Source organism: Streptomyces sp. NBC_01788, from assembly GCF_035917575.1.
In the GTDB taxonomy this organism is placed as follows: domain Bacteria; phylum Actinomycetota; class Actinomycetes; order Streptomycetales; family Streptomycetaceae; genus Streptomyces.
The window spans coordinates 2405309-2422653 of sequence record NZ_CP109090.1 but is presented as its reverse complement, the minus strand read 5'-3'; the positions used below and the strand labels follow the sequence as shown (position 1 = coordinate 2422653).

General features: G+C 73.0%; 11 protein-coding genes and 1 pseudogene. 3 read left to right on the top strand and 9 right to left on the bottom strand.

Going from position 1 to position 17345, the window contains the following annotated elements:
* Positions 1–91: 91 nt before the first annotated feature.
* The 5 genes from aceE to OIE49_RS11120 all read right to left on the bottom strand — a co-directional run bounded on the left by aceE (position 92) and on the right by OIE49_RS11120 (position 9049).
* Positions 92–2794, bottom strand: a complete 2703-nt coding sequence (gene aceE / locus OIE49_RS11140; RefSeq protein ID WP_326802176.1) for a pyruvate dehydrogenase (acetyl-transferring), homodimeric type — start codon at positions 2792–2794, stop codon at positions 92–94.
* 259 nt (positions 2795–3053) lie between these two features.
* On the bottom strand, positions 3054–3677 hold the full coding sequence (locus OIE49_RS11135) for a GntR family transcriptional regulator (RefSeq protein WP_100567158.1): 624 nt from the start codon (positions 3675–3677) through the stop codon (positions 3054–3056).
* Between the two features lie 217 nt (positions 3678–3894).
* Entirely contained in the window at positions 3895–5709 is a 1815-nt protein-coding gene (gene sucB, locus OIE49_RS11130; RefSeq protein ID WP_326802175.1) for a 2-oxoglutarate dehydrogenase, E2 component, dihydrolipoamide succinyltransferase, read from the bottom strand.
* A gap of 62 nt (positions 5710–5771) precedes the next feature.
* Positions 5772–7160: a dihydrolipoyl dehydrogenase gene (lpdA, locus tag OIE49_RS11125; RefSeq protein WP_100572276.1), complete on the bottom strand. Its 1389-nt coding sequence runs from the start codon at positions 7158–7160 to the stop codon at positions 5772–5774.
* A 350-nt stretch (positions 7161–7510) separates the two neighbouring features.
* On the bottom strand, positions 7511–9049 hold the full coding sequence (locus tag OIE49_RS11120) for a leucyl aminopeptidase (protein ID WP_326802174.1): 1539 nt from the start codon (positions 9047–9049) through the stop codon (positions 7511–7513).
* A gap of 339 nt (positions 9050–9388) precedes the next feature.
* Between OIE49_RS11120 and OIE49_RS11115 the strand changes: the two genes are divergently transcribed.
* Positions 9389–10204 carry an endo alpha-1,4 polygalactosaminidase gene (locus tag OIE49_RS11115; protein ID WP_401739538.1) on the top strand — a complete coding sequence of 272 codons (816 nt, stop codon included), beginning with the start codon at positions 9389–9391 and terminating at the stop codon, positions 10202–10204.
* 10 nt (positions 10205–10214) lie between these two features.
* Here OIE49_RS11115 and OIE49_RS11110 read toward each other — a convergent pair whose 3' ends face one another.
* Positions 10215–10997, bottom strand: coding sequence for an adenosylcobinamide-GDP ribazoletransferase (locus OIE49_RS11110; protein WP_100572278.1), 783 nt, complete (start codon positions 10995–10997; stop codon positions 10215–10217).
* 75 nt (positions 10998–11072) lie between these two features.
* Between OIE49_RS11110 and OIE49_RS11105 the strand changes: the two genes are divergently transcribed.
* Positions 11073–11840, top strand: a complete 768-nt coding sequence (locus OIE49_RS11105; RefSeq protein WP_326802173.1) for a hypothetical protein — start codon at positions 11073–11075, stop codon at positions 11838–11840.
* Positions 11841–11879: 39 nt separating this feature from the next.
* Here OIE49_RS11105 and OIE49_RS11100 read toward each other — a convergent pair.
* The 3 genes and pseudogenes from OIE49_RS11100 to cobT all read right to left on the bottom strand — a co-directional run.
* Positions 11880–12566, bottom strand: a pseudogene (locus OIE49_RS11100) (hypothetical protein); the annotation flags it as partial.
* A complete protein-coding gene (locus OIE49_RS11095) occupies positions 12563–14359 on the bottom strand; it encodes a phosphatidylglycerol lysyltransferase domain-containing protein (protein ID WP_100572280.1) in 1797 nt (598 codons plus the stop codon). The pseudogene OIE49_RS11100 and the gene OIE49_RS11095, both read right to left, overlap by 4 nt.
* Before the next feature lie 582 nt (positions 14360–14941).
* The gene (cobT, locus tag OIE49_RS11090; protein ID WP_234375872.1) at positions 14942–16075 is read right to left on the bottom strand and encodes a nicotinate-nucleotide--dimethylbenzimidazole phosphoribosyltransferase; all 1134 of its coding nucleotides are present in this window, start codon (positions 16073–16075) and stop codon (positions 14942–14944) included.
* 143 nt (positions 16076–16218) lie between these two features.
* Between cobT and OIE49_RS11085 the strand changes: the two genes are divergently transcribed.
* Positions 16219–17319, top strand: coding sequence for a class I SAM-dependent methyltransferase (locus tag OIE49_RS11085; protein WP_326802172.1), 1101 nt, complete (start codon positions 16219–16221; stop codon positions 17317–17319).
* Positions 17320–17345: the final 26 nt, after the last annotated feature.

The window sequence follows — 17345 nt, the reverse complement described above, 5'->3', positions numbered from 1 at the left end:
CGGCCATCATGCCGGGGCAGGCGGCGGCGAACACCGAAACGACGAAGGGGTACGGCCGCGGCCGTACCCCTTCGCCCTCACGCGTTGTGCCTCACAGGCCGTACTTCTCCCGGGCCTCCTTGACCGCTGAGGCCTTCACCTCGCCGCGCCGGGCGAGCTGGGCCAGGGCGGCGGCGACGATCGACTGGGCGTCGACGCCGAAGTGGCGGCGGGCGGCGTCGCGGGTGTCCGACAGGCCGAAGCCGTCGGCGCCCAGCGAGGTGTAGTCCTGCTCGATCCACTGCGCGATCTGGTCCGGGACCTGGCGCATGTAGTCGGAGACCGCGAGGACCGGGCCCTCGGCGCCCTGGAGCGCGCGGCGGACGTACGGCACCCGCTCCTCGCCGCGCAGCAGCGCCGCGTCGGCCTCCATGGCGTCCCGGCGCAGCTCGCCCCAGGAGGTCGCGGACCACACGTCGGCGGCCACGCCCCACTCCTCGGCCAGCATCCGCTGGGCGTTCAGCGCCCAGTGGATCGCCGTGCCGGAGCCGAGCAGCTGGATCCGCGGCGCGTTCGCCGGGACCGTCAGACCCGCCGACTCCGCCGTGTTGAAGCGGTACAGGCCCTTGACGATGCCCTCGTCGATGGCGGGGGCGGACGGCTTGGCGGGCTGCGGCAGCGGCTCGTTGTAGACCGTCAGGTAGTAGAAGACGTCCTGGTCCTCGCCGGGCTCGGCCTGGCCGTACATACGGCGCAGACCCTCCTTGACGATGGTCGCGACCTCGTAGGCGAACGCCGGGTCGTAGCTCAGCGCGGCCGGGTTGGTCGCGGCGATGACCGGCGAGTGGCCGTCGGCGTGCTGCAGACCCTCACCCGTGAGGGTGGTGCGGCCCGCGGTGGCGCCGACCAGGAAGCCGCGGCCGAGCTGGTCGCCGAGCTGCCACATCTGGTCGGCCGTGCGCTGCCAGCCGAACATCGAGTAGAAGATGTAGAACGGGATCATCGCCTCGCCGTGCGTCGAGTACGACGACGAAGCGGCGATGAAGTCGGCCATGGAACCGGCCTCGGTGATCCCCTCGTTGAGGATCTGGCCGTTCTTGGCCTCCTTGTAGTACATCAGCTGGTCGCGGTCGACCGGCTCGTACGTCTGGCCCTTGGGCGAGTAGATGCCGAGCGAGGGGAACAGCGACTCCATGCCGAAGGTGCGCGCCTCGTCGGGGACGATCGGCACCCAGCGCTTGCCGGTCTCCTTGTCGCGGACCAGGTCCTTGACCAGGCGGACGAACGCCATGGTGGTGGCCACGTTCTGCGAGCCGGAGCCCTTGTCGAACGCGGCGAACGCCTTGTCGGCGGGCGCGGGCAGCGGTGCGACCGGATGGACGCGGCGGGCCGGGGCGGGGCCGCCGAGGGCCGCGCGGCGCTCCTGGAGGTAGCGCACCTCGGGGGAGTCGGCGCCGGGGTGGCCGTAGGGGACCTGGCCGTCGGCGAAGGCGCTGTCCGCGATGGGCAGCTCCAGCAGGTCGCGCATCTGCTTGAACTCGTCCACCGAGAGCTTCTTCATCTGGTGGTTGGCGTTCTTCGACGCGAAGCCCGTGCCGAGGGTGTGGCCCTTGACCGTCTGGGCGAGGATCACCGTCGGGGCGCCCTTGTGCTCCAGGGCGGCCTTGTAGGCGGCGAAGACCTTGCGCGCCTCGTGACCGCCGCGGGAGAAGTGGAAGCACTCGGTGATCTTGTCGTCGCTGAGCAGCTTCGCCATCTCGGCCAGCGCCGGGTCGGCCCCGAAGAAGTCCTGGCGGATGTAGGCGGCGTCGCGGGTCTGGTACGTCTGGATCTGCGCGTCCGGTACCTCGCGCAGCCGGCGTACCAGCGCGCCCGTGGTGTCCAGGGCGAACAGCTCGTCCCAGGCGGAACCCCACAGCGTCTTGATCACGTGCCAGCCGGCGCCGCGGAAGAGGGCCTCCAGCTCCTGCACGATCTTGAAGTTGGCGCGGACCGGGCCGTCCAGGCGCTGGAGGTTGCAGTTGATGACGAAGGTCAGGTTGTCCAGGCCCTCGCGGGAGGCGAGCGTCAGCGCCGTGGTGGACTCCGGCTCGTCCATCTCGCCGTCGCCGAGGAACGCCCAGACGTGGGAGTCGGAGACGTCCTTGATGCCGCGGCTGGTCAGGTAGCGGTTGAACCGGGCCTGGTAGATGGCGGAGATCGGGCCGAGGCCCATCGACACCGTCGGGAACTCCCACAGCCAGGGCAGACGGCGCGGGTGCGGGTAGGAGGGCAGGCCGTTGCCGCCGGCCTCCTGGCGGAAGTTGTCCAGGTGCTGCTCGGTCAGCCGGCCGTCGAGGAAGGCGCGGGCGTAGATGCCCGGGGAGGCGTGGCCCTGGATGTACAGCTGGTCGCCGGAACCGTCGCCCTCCTTGCCGTGGAAGAAGTGGTTGAAGCCGGTCTCGTACAGCCAGGCCGCGGAGGCGAAGGTGGCGATGTGGCCGCCGACGCCGTACTTGCTGCCGCGGGTCACCATCGCCGCCGCGTTCCAGCGGTTCCACGCGGTGATCCGGGCCTCCATGGCCTCGTCACCGGTGACGGTTGGCTCGGCGGCGGTCGGGATGGAGTTGACGTAGTCCGTCTCAAGAAGCTTGGGCAGGACGACGCCGGCGCCCTCGGCGCGCTCCAGCGTACGGCGCATCAGATACGCGGCACGGTGCGGCCCGGCCGCCTGGGTGACGGCGTCCAGGGAGGCCTGCCATTCGGCGGTCTCCTCGGGGTCGCGGTCCGGGAGCTGGTCGAGCTCGCTCGGCTGGATGGCGTTGGGGTCGGTCATGTCGCCGCCTTCCTCAGTCGAAGGGGGTTCCCTCATCGGTAAGGGTTCGGGGGTGCCCTAGGTCTTTGGCAGGACAGGGCGTGAGGCTCTGGTGGAAGCCCAGCGGTGACTGTAACCCCCTGATCGATGATCGATCAAAGATTTCCCGGGTGAAACCCTTCGATTTCGAGAAAGTCGGCACCCGGTGCCTTCGAAACGGGCACGCGGTGCCGCATTTTCGAAGGGTTTTCCCAGGTGAGCGTACAGGTGCTCGACTGCCTCACGGTCGCGGCGCGCAGCCGAGAACGTGTGACTTGACCAGGTCGGCGATCCGCGGATCCCGCCGCTTGAACGCCTGCACCAGCTCCTCGTGCTCCTCCGCGTACGACTGCTGGACCGTCCCCAGCCAGCGGATCGACAGCGCGGTGAACACCTCGATGCCCAGGCCCTCCCAGGTGTGCAGCAGCACCGAGTTGCCGGCCGCGCGGACCAGCTCGCGGTGGAAGGCCACCGTGTGCCGCACCTGGCCGGTGCCGTCGGACCTGAGGTCGGCCTCGTAGAGCGCCGCCACGTGCGGTTCGAGGGCCGAGCAGTCGGCCGCCAGCCGCTCGGCCGCCAGCTCCGCCGCGATGGCCTCAAGGCCGGCCCGGACCGGGTAGCTCTCCTCCAGGTCGGCTGCGGTCAGGTTGCGCACCCGCACGCCCTTGTTCGGCGCCGACTCGATCAGCCGCAGCGACTCCAGCTCGCGCAGCGCCTCCCGCACCGGCGTCTGGCTGACCTCCAGCTCGGTGGCGATCCGACGCTCCACGATCCGCTCGCCCGGCTTCCAGCGCCCGCTGACGATCCCCTCCACGATGTGCTCGCGGATCTGTTCGCGCAGCGAGTGGACGACGGGCGCGGTCATGGAGGGCTCCTTCAAGGGGGGACCCACGGGCCCCCGGGGGGCGTTCGACGTTTAGACAATACGGCCGTCGGCGTCTCGCGGTAGGGCGCATACGGGCGCTTTCGTGCAGGTGAGACGAGACTTACACCCCGTCATGGCCAAGAAACGGCAAACGCGACGCCCCCGCCCGGAAGGTTCCGGACGGGGGCGTCGTGGTGCTGGATCCCTGGTGGTGGGGTCAGAGTCCGAGCTCGACCTCGAACGCGCCGGCCTCCAGGATCGCCTTGACCGCCGTCAGGTAGCGGGCGGCGTCGGCGCCGTCCACCAGGCGGTGGTCGTAGGAGAGGGTCAGGTACGTCATGTCGCGGACGCCGATGACCGTTCCCTCCTCGGTCTCGATGACGGCCGGGCGCTTGACGGTGGCGCCGATGCCGAGGATCGCGACCTGACCCGGCGGCACGATGATCGTGTCGAACAGCGCGCCGCGCGAACCGGTGTTGCTGATGGTGAAGGTCGCACCGGACAGCTCGTCCGGAGTGATCTTGCTGGCCCGGACCTTGCCCGCCAGGTCGGCGGTGGCCTTGGCGATACCGGCGACGTTGAGGTCACCGGCGTTCTTGATGACCGGGGTCATCAGGCCCTTCTCGGAGTCCACCGCGATACCGACGTTCTCGGTGTCGAAGTAGGTGATGGTCCCCTCGGCCTCGTTGATCTTGGCGTTGATGACCGGGTGGGCCTTCAGCGCCTGGGCGGCGGCCTTGACGAAGAACGGCATCGGGGAGAGCTTGACGCCCTCGCGTGCCGCGAACGAGTCCTTGGCCTGGGCGCGCAGGCGCATCAGGCGGGTCACGTCGACCTCGACCACCGAGGACAGCTGGGCCTGCTCGTGCAGCGCCTTGACCATGTTGTCGCCGATGACCTTGCGGATCCGCGGCATCTTCACGGTCTGGCCGCGCAGCGGGGAGACCTCCAGGACGGGGGCCTTCTTCGCGGGTGCGGCGGCCGGAGCGGCCGCTGCCGGGGCGGCGGCCTTCGCGGCCTCGGCCGCGGCGAGCACGTCCTGCTTGCGGATGCGTCCGCCGACGCCGGTGCCCTTGACGGCGGCCAGGTCGACGCCGTTCTCGGCGGCGAGCTTGCGCACCAGCGGGGTCACGTACGCGCCCTCGTCGGTCGGCTGGGCGGCGGCCGGAGCGGCAGCCGGGGCCGGGGTGACCGGGGCGGGCGCGGCCGGCGCGGGAGCCGGTGCCGCGGGCTTGGCGGCGGCCGGAGCCGGAGCCGGAGCGGCGGGGGCTGCCGGAGCGGCCGGGGCTGCCGGAGCGGCCGGGGCTGCCGGAGCCGCGGGGGCCGGTGCCGGAGCAGCGGCCGGAGCCGGAGCCGGGGCGGCAGCCGGGGCCGGGGCGGCCGGGGCCGCGGCGGGAGCCGGAGCGGCGCCGGGAGCGCCGATGACGGCGAGCTTGGCGCCGACCTCGGCGGTCTCGTCCTCGCCGACGACGATCTCCAGGAGCACACCGGAGGTGGGCGCCGGGATCTCGGTGTCGACCTTGTCCGTGGAGACCTCGAGCAGCGGCTCGTCGGCCTCGACGGAGTCGCCGACCGACTTCAGCCAGCGGGTGACGGTGCCCTCGGTGACGGACTCACCGAGAGCGGGCAGGACCACGTCCGTGCCGGAGGCGCCGGCGCCCGCGGGGGCGGCCGCAGCGGCGGGGGTGGGGGCGGGGGCGGCCGGGGCCTCGGCCACCGGGGCCGGGGCGGGCTCGGCGGCGGGGGCCGGAGCCTCGGCGGCGGCCGGGGCGGGGGCCGCCACGGGGGCGCCGGAGCCGTCGTCGATGACGGCCAGCTCGGCGCCGACCTCGACGGTCTCGTCCTCGGCGACCTTGATGGAGGCCAGCACGCCGGCGGCGGGCGAGGGGATCTCGGTGTCGACCTTGTCGGTCGAGACCTCGAGCAGCGGCTCGTCGGCCTCGACGCGCTCGCCCTCGGCCTTCAGCCAGCGGGTGACAGTGCCCTCGGTGACGCTCTCGCCGAGCGCCGGAAGGGTTACGGAAACCGCCATGGTTTCGGTTGCTCCTAACGAATTACGGAAGTCTGTGTCGTCGCGCCCGATGACGTGAGGCGTCAGTCGTGGGAGTGCAGCGGCTTGCCGGCCAGGGCCAGGTGGGCCTCGCCGAGCGCCTCGTTCTGGGTCGGGTGGGCGTGGATGAGCTGGGCCACCTCGGCCGGCAGCGCCTCCCAGTTGTAGATCAGCTGGGCCTCGCCGACCTGCTCGCCCATGCGGTCGCCGACCATGTGGACGCCGACCACGGCACCGTCCTTGACCTGGACGAGCTTGATCTCGCCCGCGGTCTTGAGGATCTTGCTCTTGCCGTTGCCCGCCAGGTTGTACTTCAGGGCGACGACCTTGTCCGCGCCGTAGATCTCCTTGGCCTTGGCCTCGGTGATGCCGACGGAGGCGACCTCCGGGTGACAGTACGTCACCCGCGGAACACCGTCGTAGTCGATCGGAACGGTCTTCAGACCGGCCAGACGCTCCGCCACCAGGATGCCCTCGGCGAAGCCGACGTGCGCGAGCTGGAGCGTCGGGACCAGGTCACCGACGGCGGAGATGGTCGGGACGTTGGTGCGCATGTACTCGTCGACGAGGACGTAGCCGCGGTCCATGGCGACCCCGGCCTCCTCGTAGCCCAGGCCCTGGGAGACCGGGCCGCGGCCGATGGCGACGAGCAGGACCTCGGCCTCGAACTCCTTGCCGTCGGCCAGGGTGACCTTGACGCCGTCCTGGGTGTACTCGGCCTTCTGGAAGAAGGTGCCCAGGTTGAACTTGATCCCGCGCTTGCGGAAGGCGCGCTCCAGCAGCTTCGAGGAGTTCTCGTCCTCGACCGGGACGAGGTGCTTCAGGCCCTCGACGATCGTGACGTCGGTGCCGAAGGACTTCCACGCGGACGCGAACTCGACGCCGATGACACCGCCGCCCAGGATGATCGCGGACTTCGGCACGCGGTCCAGGACGAGGGCGTGGTCGGAGGAGATGATGCGGTTGCCGTCGATCTGCAGGCCCGGCAGGGACTTCGGCACGGAACCGGTCGCCAGGAGGACGTGGCGGCCCTGGACCCGCTGCCCGTTGACGTCGACGGAGGTCGGGGAGGACAGCCGTCCCTCGCCCTCGATGTAGGTCACCTTGCGGGAGGCGATGAGCCCCTGCAGGCCTTTGTACAGGCCCGAGATGACGTCGTCCTTGTACTTGTGGACGGCGGGCACGTCGATGCCCTCGAAGCTGGCCTTCACACCGAACTGCTCGCTCTCGCGGGCCTGGTCGGCGATCTCACCGGCGTGCAGCAGGGCCTTGGTGGGGATGCAACCCCGGTGCAGGCAGGTACCGCCGACCTTGTCCTTCTCGATCAGGGCGACGTCCAGACCCAGCTGCGCCCCGCGCAGGGCCGCGGCGTAACCACCGCTGCCACCGCCGAGGATCACTAGGTCGAAAACGGTGCTGGCGTCGTTCGCCACGTCACGTCCTCCATGCATGTGCGCCGTACGCCGGTCGTCGGTGACCGGCTGGCGGCTGGTGTCCGGCCGCTTGAGTTTCGGCCCTTCGGTGGGGGCCCTGTCCTGCCGACGCCCATCTTCGCACTTGTCGGGAGTGAACGAGACGCGGGGCTGGAGTGTGATACAGGCCACGTCCACAAGCCTCCGGGGGGACCGCCGGCCGAGGAGGAGGGGCGCGGTCACGGCCGCGCCGCGCGGGCGCGGCAGGCGCCCACACGGCAGGGCCGTCGTCCGGCGGACCGGACGACGGCCGTGAATCCGGCTCAGCCGAGGTCTGACTCGGCTGCGGCCTGACTCAGGCGAGGGCTGACTCAGCCGAGGTCGCCGGCGGCGGCGAGTTCGGCGAGACGCACCAGCGTCCGGACCGCCGACCCGGTGCCGCCCTTCGGCGTGTAGCCGAACGGAGCGCTCTCGTTGAAGGCCGGGCCCGCGATGTCGAGGTGCGCCCACGTGATGCCCTCGCCGACGAACTCGCGCAGGAACAGACCGGCGACAAGACCGCCGCCCATGCGCTCGCCCATGTTGGCCAGGTCGGCGGTGGGGGAGTCCATCCCCTTGCGCAGGTGCTCCGGCAGGGGCATGGGCCACGCCTCCTCGCCGACCTCCTCCGCGGCCTCGTGGATGGCGGAGCGGAACGCGTCGTCGTTCGCCATGATCCCGAAGGTGCGGCTGCCGAGCGCCAGCACCATCGCGCCGGTCAGCGTGGCCACGTCGATGATCGCGTCCGGGTTCTCCTGCGAGGCGGCCCACAGCGCGTCCGCGAGGACGAGCCGGCCCTCGGCGTCGGTGTTGAGCACCTCGACCGTCTTGCCGCTGTACATGCGCAGCACGTCGCCGGGGCGGGTGGCGGAGCCGGAGGGCATGTTCTCGGCCAGCGCCAGCCAGCCGGTCACGTTGACCTCCAGGCCGAGCCGCGCGGCGGCGACGACGGCGGCGAACACGGCGGCGGCACCGCTCATGTCGCACTTCATCGTCTCGTTGTGGCCGGCCGGCTTGAGCGAGATGCCGCCCGAGTCGTAGGTGATGCCCTTGCCGACCAGGGCCAGGTGCTTCTTCGCCTTGGGGCTGGTGTACGACAGCTTGACCAGCCGCGGGGCCGACGCCGAGCCGGAGCCGACGCCCAGGATGCCGCCGTAGCCGCCCTCGGCGAGCGCCTTCTCGTCGAGCACCTGCACCTTCAGGCCGTGCTCCTTGGCCGCCTCCTCGGCGACGGCGGCGAAGGCGGCCGGGTTCAGGTCGTTCGGCGGGATGTTGATCAGGTCGCGGGCGCGGTTGAGCTCCTCGGACAGGGCGGTGGCGCGCTCGACGGCCGCCTTGAACGCCTTGTCGTCGGACGCGCCGCCGAGCAGCACGGCCTCGCCGAGCGGGGCCTTGCCGTTGCGGGCCCCGGCGTCCTTGCCGTTCTCCTTGTAGGCGTCGAAGGAGTACGCGCCGAGCAGTGCGCCCTCGCCGATCGCGGCGGCAGCGGCGGCGTCCGCCACCGGCAGCGCGAAGCCGGCCTTCTCCGTCCCCGCGAGCGCACGGGCGGCGGCACCGGCGGCCCGGCGCAGCGCCTCGGCGTCGTAGCCGGAGTCCTTCTCGGGGCGGGGGCCGAGGCCCACCGCGAGCACGAGCGGGGCCTTGAAGCCGGACGGCGCGGGCAGCTTGGTCACCTCGCCCTCGGCACCGGAGGCGCCGAGGGTGCCCAGGACGTCGGCGAGCTTGCCGTCGTAGGCCTCGACGACGGCCTCGGCGCCCGGGGCTACGACCAGGTCCCCGGACTGTGATCCGGAGTCCTTGGCGACACCGACGACGATCGCGTCGGCCTCCAGGCCGGGCGCCGCGGTGGTGCTGAGAGTGAGAGCAGTCACGGTGGTGAAATCTCGCTTCCCTGTGAAAGGTGGTTGGCCGAATTCGGGTGGGTCGACCGGGCCCGACCATAAGTCCTTCATACGGTGCGGTCTTCACCCGGGCAGGCAAACACCCGGCACGAGCCTACGCGCGTCACGGGATCGCACACTCCCGCGGGTGTTCACCCGGGGGAGGCGTCGCCGTCACATGCCGGTTCCGGCACCGTGGCCGGAACCGGCGCGTGACGGCCGCGGGGCGAGGCGCCGACCGCCCGCCGGGCGGGCAACCGACGTGCGCGGCAAGGCAATCGGAGAAGATCGTCGGACGTACGTCCGTCACGCCACCCAGGAGCCCGCCCGTTGAGAGCACTGATCCCGCGCGTTCTCGCGCCGACTGCCGCACTCCTGCTGCTCGCGGGCTGCGCCGCCCGCCCGGACGGCGACGGCGGTGGCGACGCCGCGGGCCGCCCGGCCGCCGCGCGCTGGCAGCCGCGTCCGGGCACGAGCTGGCAGTGGCAGCTCAGCGGCCGCCTCGACACCTCCGTACCGGCCGAGGTCTACGACATCGACGGCTTCGACCACCCGGCGGCCACGGTCGCCCGGCTGCACCGCGAGGGCCGCAAGGTGATCTGCTACGTCTCGACCGGCGCCTGGGAGGAGTTCCGCCCGGACGCGAAGAAGTTCCCGGCCTCCGTCCTCGGCCGGGGCAACGGCTGGAAGGGCGAGCGCTGGCTCGACATCCGCCGTACCGACGTCCTCGAACCGCTGATGGCGGCCCGCCTCGACATGTGCCGCGAGAAGGGCTTCGACGCGGTGGAGCCGGACAACATGGACGGCTACAAGAACCGCACCGGCTTTCCGCTGACCGCCGCCGACCAGCTCCGCTACAACCGCCTGGTGGCGAAGCTGGCCCACGACAGGGGCATGGCGGTGGGCCTGAAGAACGACCTGGACCAGATCCCTCAGCTGGTCGCCGACTTCGACTTCGCGGTCAACGAACAGTGCGCCCAGTACGGCGAGTGCGCCGCGCTGAAGCCCTTCGTCGCGGCGGGCAAGGCGGTGTTCCACGCCGAGTACGAGCTGCCGACCAGCAGCTTCTGCGCGCAGTCCGGCCGGCTGAGGCTCAGCTCGCTGCTGAAGAAGTACGAACTGGGCGTGTGGCGCCGGACCTGTTGAGCCGGACCGCTCAGCGCAGGGCCAGGAAGACCAGGGCGGTGGTGGCGGCCGTCTCGGCGAGCGCGCCGAAGACGTCGCCCGTCACTCCGCCGAAGCGGCGCGTGCAGTGGCGCAGGAGGAGTTCGGAGGCGGCCAGGGCGGCGACCACCGCCAGCGCCGTGAGCACCCAGACGTGGGCGCCGAGGAACGCGCCCGCCGCCGTGGCGGCCGCCGTGACCACGAGGGCCGCGCCGATCGCGCCCGGCACCGGCACCACTCCCGCCACCGCGGCCCCCAGCCCGTCGGGGCGGGCGGCCGGCACCCCGGTGCGGGCGGCCAGCGTCAGGGCCAGCCGGGCGACCGTGGCCGAGACCACGGCGGCGAGCGCGCCGCGGGCCCAGGAGCCGTCGTAGGCCCGGCTCAGGGCGGCCGCCTGGGCGAGCAGCGCGAACACGAGCGTGATCACCCCGAAGGGGCCGATGTCCGACTGCTTCATGATCCGCAGCGCGTCCTCGGCGGGCTTGGCGCTGCCGAGCCCGTCCGCGGTGTCGGCGAGCCCGTCCAGGTGCAGACCGCGGGTCAGCGCGGCCGGTACGGCGACGGTGCCGACGGCGGCCAGCGGCGCGCCGGCGCCGGCGAGTAGGAGCAGCAGTCCCACGGCCGCCGCCGCGGCCCCGACCACGAGCCCTGCGAGCGGCGCGCAGAGCATCCCGCCGCGTGCCGCCCCGCGGTCCCAGCGGGTCACCCTGACCGGAAGGACGGTGAGGGTGCCGAAGGCGAACCGCGGCCCGTGCGACGTGGGGATCCTGAACACGCGCGCAGACTACGGGACCTGCGCGGGGCCGCCGGCGGGCGGGCGGGCGACCGGACAAGGCGGCACACTGCATACATGGGTCACTGGCTGGAGCGGAACATCGTCGAACCCGGCAAGCTGCCCCTGCTCCTGGCCCTGGCCGCCTTCGTCCTGACCTTCGTGGTCACCCGGGTGATCACTCGCCTGATCCGTGCCGGCAAGGGCCCCTTCCGCAACGTCAAGGCCGGCGGGCTGCACATCCACCACGCCGTGCCCGGCGTCGTGCTGACCATTTTCGGCGGTTTCGGCGTGGTGGCCAGCAGCGGCCGGCACCAGATCGGCACGGCGGCCTTCGCGGTCGTCTTCGGCGTCGGCGCGGGCCTCGTGCTGGACGAGTTCGCGCTGATCCTGCACCTGGACGACGTCTACTGGACCGAGTCGGGCCGCAAGAGCGTCGAGGTCGTGGTGCTCACCGCGGCGCTGGTCGGCCTGGTGCTCGCCGGTTTCTCCCCGTTCGGCGTCAACGATCTGTCGCAGGCCGAGCTGCAGGACCGCGGGGCGGTCATCACCAGCGTGGTCGTGAACTTCCTCTTCTCCCTCGTGGCCCTGAGCAAGGGCAAGGGCCGTATCGCGCTGTTCGGCGTGATCATTCCGTTCCTCGCGCTGTTCGGCGCGATCCGCCTGGCCCGCCCCGACTCCTACTGGGCCAGGCGCTTCTACCGCCGCCGCCCCCGCGCCCTGGCCCGGGCCGGCCGGCGCGCCGACCGGCACGACCGCCGCTGGTCGGGCCCCCGCCGGGCGTTCCAGGACTGGATCGCCGGCAAACCGGACCAGCAGCCGGCCCGCCTGCCCGGGCGCAGATGACACCTCGCCGGGCGCGGACGGCCCCTTCACCGACGCGGACGGCGCCTTCTCCGACGCGGATGATGCCCCGGCGTGCGGCGCCCGGCGTCGGGCCGCCGACAGCGCGCACAGGAGCAGCACCCCGGCGATCGCCGCCAGATGCTCCTTGCCGGCCAGGTTCTGCTTCAGGCCGACCTCCAGCGCCATGGCCGCGGCCACCGCGCCCGCCGTGACGTACGCGCCGTAGCGGCAGCCGACGTAGACCGCGAGACCCACCACGGCCGCCGACGGGCCGGTGTCCACCACCTGCGCGTCCGTGCCGGGCAGGCCGAGCGGGTGGTCCGGGCCGAGGGCGACGCCCACGCGCGCGTACAGGGTTCCGGAGAGGGTGGCGACGTAGGCGACGGCGAGGGTGCGCGGCCGGCCCAGGCAGATCTCGGCGATGCCGAACACGCACAGGACCTGCGCCAGCGCCCCCCACACCGGCAGGTCGAGGGCCGGCACGAACAACGACAGGGGAGTGCGCAGCAGCGCGAGCCACAGCGGCTCCTCCGCCCGTACGGCCCCGAGGTGCTGCACCAGGCCGTAGCCCCAGGACTGGTTCTGCACCAGATGGAGCACCGCCGTCAGGCTCACCGCCGCGGCGGTCATCGGGACGGCCCGCAGGCGCCGCCTCAGCAGCGGCTCGCGCACGGTGGCGTACAGCAGTTCCCATTCGGCGCGGGCCCGGCGGGCGAGTGCGGTCATCCGTGCGTCTCCAGGTGCCCTCGGTGCAGCCACTTCGGCGGTCGCGGCCCCTCCAGGAACCCCTCCGCGCGCGCCGCCGCGAGGCCGATGCGCAGCAGGTCCGCGCTCTTCTCGAAGAGCAGGAACCGCGGCTCCCAGATGGGCCGGTACTTGGCGTTCGCGCGGTACAGCGACTCGATCTGCCACCAGCGGGAGAACAGTCCGAGCAGCGATCGCCACAGCCTCAGCACCGGTCCCGCGCCGAGACGCGCCCCCCGTTCGAAGACCGAGCGGAAGACGGCGAAGTTGAGCGAGACCTGGGTGATCCCGAACTCGCGGGCCCGGCGCAGCAGGTCGAGGACCATGAACTCCATGAGTCCGTTGCCGGCGTGCCGGTCGCGCCGCATCACGTCCAGGGACAGCCCGTGCGGCCCCCACGGCACGAAGGACAGCAGCGCCCTGAGCTCGCCGCGGGCGTCATGGCACTCCAGCATCACGCACTGCCCGTCCCGCGGGTCGCCGAGCCGGCCGAGCGCCATGCTGAAGCCGCGTTCGGTGGGGCCGTCCCGCCAGTCGTCCGCCCGGTCGGTCAGGTACGCCATCTCGTCCGCGGGGATGTCCTGGTGCCGCCGCACGCGCACCGAGTACCCGGCCCGACCGACCCGGTTGTAGGCCTGCCGCACGGTGCGCATGGCCCGCCCCTCCAGGGTGAAGCCGTCGACCTCGACCACGGCCTCGTCGCCCAGTTCCAGGGCGTCCAGGCCGTGCCGCGCGTACACCGTGCCGGCCTCCTCGCTCGCGCCCATCACGGCCGGGATCCAGCCGTGCGCCCGCGCCTCGGCCAGCCATCCCTCGATGGCGCCGGGCCAGGCCTCCGGGTCGCCGATGGGGTCGCCGGAGGCCAGGCTGACCCCGCCGAGGACGCGGTAGGCGACGGCCGCCTTGCCGGTCGGCGACCAGATCGCGCTCTTGTCCCGGCGCAGCGCGAAGTAGCCGAGCGAGTCGCGCTCGCCGTGCCGGGCCAGCAGCTCCCGCAGCCGTCCGTCGTCGTCGGCGGTGAGCGGGTCGACGGCGCGGCGGGAGCGGAAGGCGGCGTACAGGACGGCGAGGACAAGGACGGTGGAGAGCACGTTGATCGACACGTTTACCCAGTTCGGGGTGTCGATGCCGGGGAAGCGGGCCTCGGAGGCGGCGACCGAGACCAGCCGCAGCGTGCCGTAGTGCCAGCGCTGGAGGTACGTCGAACGGGCCGCGTCCGGCGCCTGGTTGGTGACCGTCACCAGCAGCGTGGCGAGCAGCGAGGCGACCAGCAGTCCGCCGAGGCCGACGGCGGCGGCGAGCCGCGGGTTGGCGCGGTCGCCCTTGGCGTAGAACTCGCGGCGGCCGAGCAGCAGCGCGGCGACGAAGGCGGCGGTGAGGGCCAGGGAGATCCAGTTCTGCGCGGAGCCGCGGATCTCCGGGAAGGTCATGGTGAACGCGAACAGGACGAGGAACGCCCCGGACAGGGCCAGGTTCAGGATCCAGGCGGCCCGTTTGCGCCGCCGCATGGTGATGGCCAGGAAGGCGGCGAACACGCCGGAGGCGAAGCCGGCGGTCAGCAGGTACGGCGTGAACAGGTCCTCCTGGTTGTGCCGCCGCACGTCCCGCTCCAGGGAGACCCACACCGCGCTGAGGAAGTTGACGAACGCGGCCGCCCGCAGGTACCAGACGGCGAACGCGGCCGCCCGCCGTGAGGTCCCGCCGCCCGGCCGTCCCGCCTCGGCCACGCGAACCGGCACCCGCTCCTCACGCACGGCAATTCGGGCATCTCCCATGAACAGTGATCATATGTGCGCCTCCTGGGTGACCCTCCCTTTTCACCCGCCGTCCGTGCGCGAGGAGATGCGCCGCCGACCGGAGGCGCCCGGAGTCGTGTGGCTGATCACCGTGCCCCGCGCGGACACACGGTTGTGCCGCGGGCGGCCCGGCCGGGTGGCGCCGGCGGGTGCCCGTTCAGTGCGGCGTGTGCGCGACGGGTGCGCCCAAGCCGGGGGGCGCCGGGGCATGGCGCCGCGGGCCGTGCCCGGGCGGGCCTGGCGGCGGCCGACGGCCTGCGCCGGCCGTGGCCGACAGCCGGTTCCCAGTGTCGTGACCGACGGTCGGAGTCCGGTGTCGTGGCGGACTGTCAGCGGCCAGTGGCCGGTGAACGATGTCGTGGCCGGCGGCCCCCGGCTGTGTCGGGCCTGGCGGCGGCCGACGGCCGGTGCCCGATGTCGTGGCGGACGGCCAGCGGCCGGTGAACGGGGTCGTTGTCGGCGGCCGGTGCCCGGTGTCGTGGTCGGCGGCCCCCGGCCGTGTCGGTCGCAGTGTCGGCCGGGGGGTCGGCGCAGGGGAGGGGCGCGCCGGTTGTCGTGCGGCTACTCCTCGGTCGTCTTCTCCTCCGCCTGCCCGTCCTCGGTCGCTGCGGCCTCGGCCGGTCCGGGCTCCGGGGCGGCCGAGGGCTTCTCCGGGCGCTCGGGGAGTTCCGCGGCCAGCGCGGCGGCGCTCTGGACCAGGGGGAGGGCCAGCAGCGCGCCCGTGCCCTCGCCGACGCGCACGCCGTGGTCCACGAGCGGTTCCAGGGCCATCCGGTCCAGGGCCTTGGCCTGGCCCGGCTCGCCGCTGTCGTGGCCGGCCAGCCACCAGTCCGGCGCCCGGAACGCCACCCGCTGCGCCACCAGCGCGCACGCCGCCGACACCACGCCGTCCAGGATCACCGGCAGCTTCCGCACCGCGCACTGCAACAGGAAGCCCGTCATCGCGGCGAGATCGGCGCCGCCCACCGTGGCCAGCAGCTGCAACTGGTCGCCGAGCACGGGCCGGGCCCGGCGCAGCGCGTCCCGGATCGCCGCGCACTTGCGCATCCACGCCAGGTCGTCGATCGGCTCGCCGCCGCGCCCCGTCACCACCGACGCGTCCGTCCCGCACAGCGCGGCGATCAGCACGGCGGCCGGCGTGGTCCCACCGACGCTGACATCGCCCAGCACCACCAGGTCCGTACCGGAGTCGGCCTCCTCGTCGGCCACTGCCACACCCGCCCGGAAGGCCGCCTCCGCCTCCTCCAGGGTCAGCGCGTCCTCGACGTCGACGCGCCCGCTGCCGCGCCGCACCCGGTGCCGTACGACATCCTCGGGCAGCGACTCGGGCGCGCAGTCCAGCGCCATGTCGACCACCCGCACCGGCACGCCGAGCCGCCGGGCCAGCACGGACACCGGCCGGCCGCCGTCCAGTACCGCCCGTACCAGCCGTTCGGCACTGCCCGCGGGGTGGACCGACACGCCCAGTTCCGCGACGCCGTGGTCGCCGGCGAACAGCACCGCCTTCGGCCGTTCGACCGGCCGCACCGCCACGGCGGCCTGCGCCGAGGCCAGCCACTCACCCAGGTCGTCCAGGCGGCCCAGCGCACCGGGCGGCACGATCTGACGCTCCCGGCGCGCCTCGGCGTCACGGCGCACGCCGCCGTCCGGGCGCTCGATCAGATCGGTGAAGTCGTCGAGATTCAGCGAGCTCATTCGCTGAACAGTACCGGCCCCGATTCCACCGGACGGCGCCACATCGCCACCACACCCGTACGGCGTCTTTCCGGCCAAGATCCGGATCCCATACGTTCCCTTTGCAGCGACTTGTTCTCACAGTGACCCACCGGGAGCCGCCCATGCCGCCCCTGCCGTACGCCCCGGGGTTCTACGACCCGCGCCGCCTCGCCTACGCCGCCGAACTCGCCCAGGGCACCGGCCGTTTCCAGGAGCCGCCGCGCGCGGACTGCCCCTGGTGCGGCTCCCGGCGGCTGCGCACCCGGCTGCGCGCGCCGGACCTGCTCCAGCACAAGCCGGGCACGTTCGCGGTCGACGAGTGCCGCGACTGCGGCCACGCGTTCCAGAACCCCCGGCTCACGGCGGCCGGACTGGCCTTCTACCACCGGGACTTCGACGAGGCCGGCCCAGAGAGCGTCGCGGGCCTCGCGGGCCTCGCGGACCCGGTGCTCACGGCCCGCCGCGGCCGCCGCCGGCACCGCTCCGACGCCCGTCTGATGAGCCACCTGGGGGAGCCGGAGAGCTGGCTGGACGTCGGCACGGGCCACGGCCACTTCCCCGGCGCGGCGCAGGAGGTGTTCCCGTACACCGCCTTCGACGGCCTCGACCCCACCCAGCGCGTGGAGCGGGCCCGCGAGCGGGGGCGGGTCGAGGAGGCCCACGTCGGGCACCTGACCGACCCGCACATCGCGGAGCGGCTGCGCGGACGCTACGACGTGGTCAGCGTCTTCCACCATCTGGCCCATGTGCCGGACCCCCGAGCGGAGTTGCGGGGCGCCCTCACCGCGCTGCGCCCCGGCGGGCACCTGCTGATCGAACTGCCCGACCCGCACTGCCTGTCCGCCCGGCTGCTGGGCCGGTGGTGGCTGCCGCACGGCCAGCCGCGCCATCTGCACCTGCTGCCGCTGGACAACCTCCGCGCGGAACTGGAGTCCCAGGGCTGCGCCGTCGTCGTCACCGACCGACGCGCCCCGCACCGGCCAGGCGACCTCTCGGCGGCCGCCGCCCTGCTCCTCGCCCATGTGCTGCCCGCCGCCGACGCCCCCTGGCGCGACACCCCGCCCACCGGCCTCCAGCACACCCTGCGCACCGCCCTGACCGCCCTCACCGGCCCCCTGGTGAAGGCGGTGGCGCTCCTGGACCTGCTCCTCTCGCCCGTCTTCCGCCGCGCCCCCGGCCTCTCCAACACCTACCGAGTCGTCGCCCGCCGCCACCCGAGCTGACGCCGGCCGGTCCTCCGTCCGGACCG

What these genes read in the sequence shown, in the direction of transcription:
- aceE (WP_326802176.1), bottom strand. Translation starts at nt 2,794, where the DNA reads ATGACCGACCCCAACGCCATCCAGCCGAGCGAGCTCGACCAGCTCCCG.
- OIE49_RS11135 (WP_100567158.1), bottom strand. Translation starts at nt 3,677, where the DNA reads ATGACCGCGCCCGTCGTCCACTCGCTGCGCGAACAGATCCGCGAGCAC.
- sucB (WP_326802175.1), bottom strand. Translation starts at nt 5,709, where the DNA reads ATGGCGGTTTCCGTAACCCTTCCGGCGCTCGGCGAGAGCGTCACCGAG.
- OIE49_RS11105 (WP_326802173.1), top strand. Translation starts at nt 11,073, where the DNA reads ATGGGTCACTGGCTGGAGCGGAACATCGTCGAACCCGGCAAGCTGCCC.
- OIE49_RS11095 (WP_100572280.1), bottom strand. Translation starts at nt 14,359, where the DNA reads ATGGGAGATGCCCGAATTGCCGTGCGTGAGGAGCGGGTGCCGGTTCGC.
- cobT (WP_234375872.1), bottom strand. Translation starts at nt 16,075, where the DNA reads ATGAGCTCGCTGAATCTCGACGACTTCACCGATCTGATCGAGCGCCCG.
- OIE49_RS11085 (WP_326802172.1), top strand. Translation starts at nt 16,219, where the DNA reads ATGCCGCCCCTGCCGTACGCCCCGGGGTTCTACGACCCGCGCCGCCTC.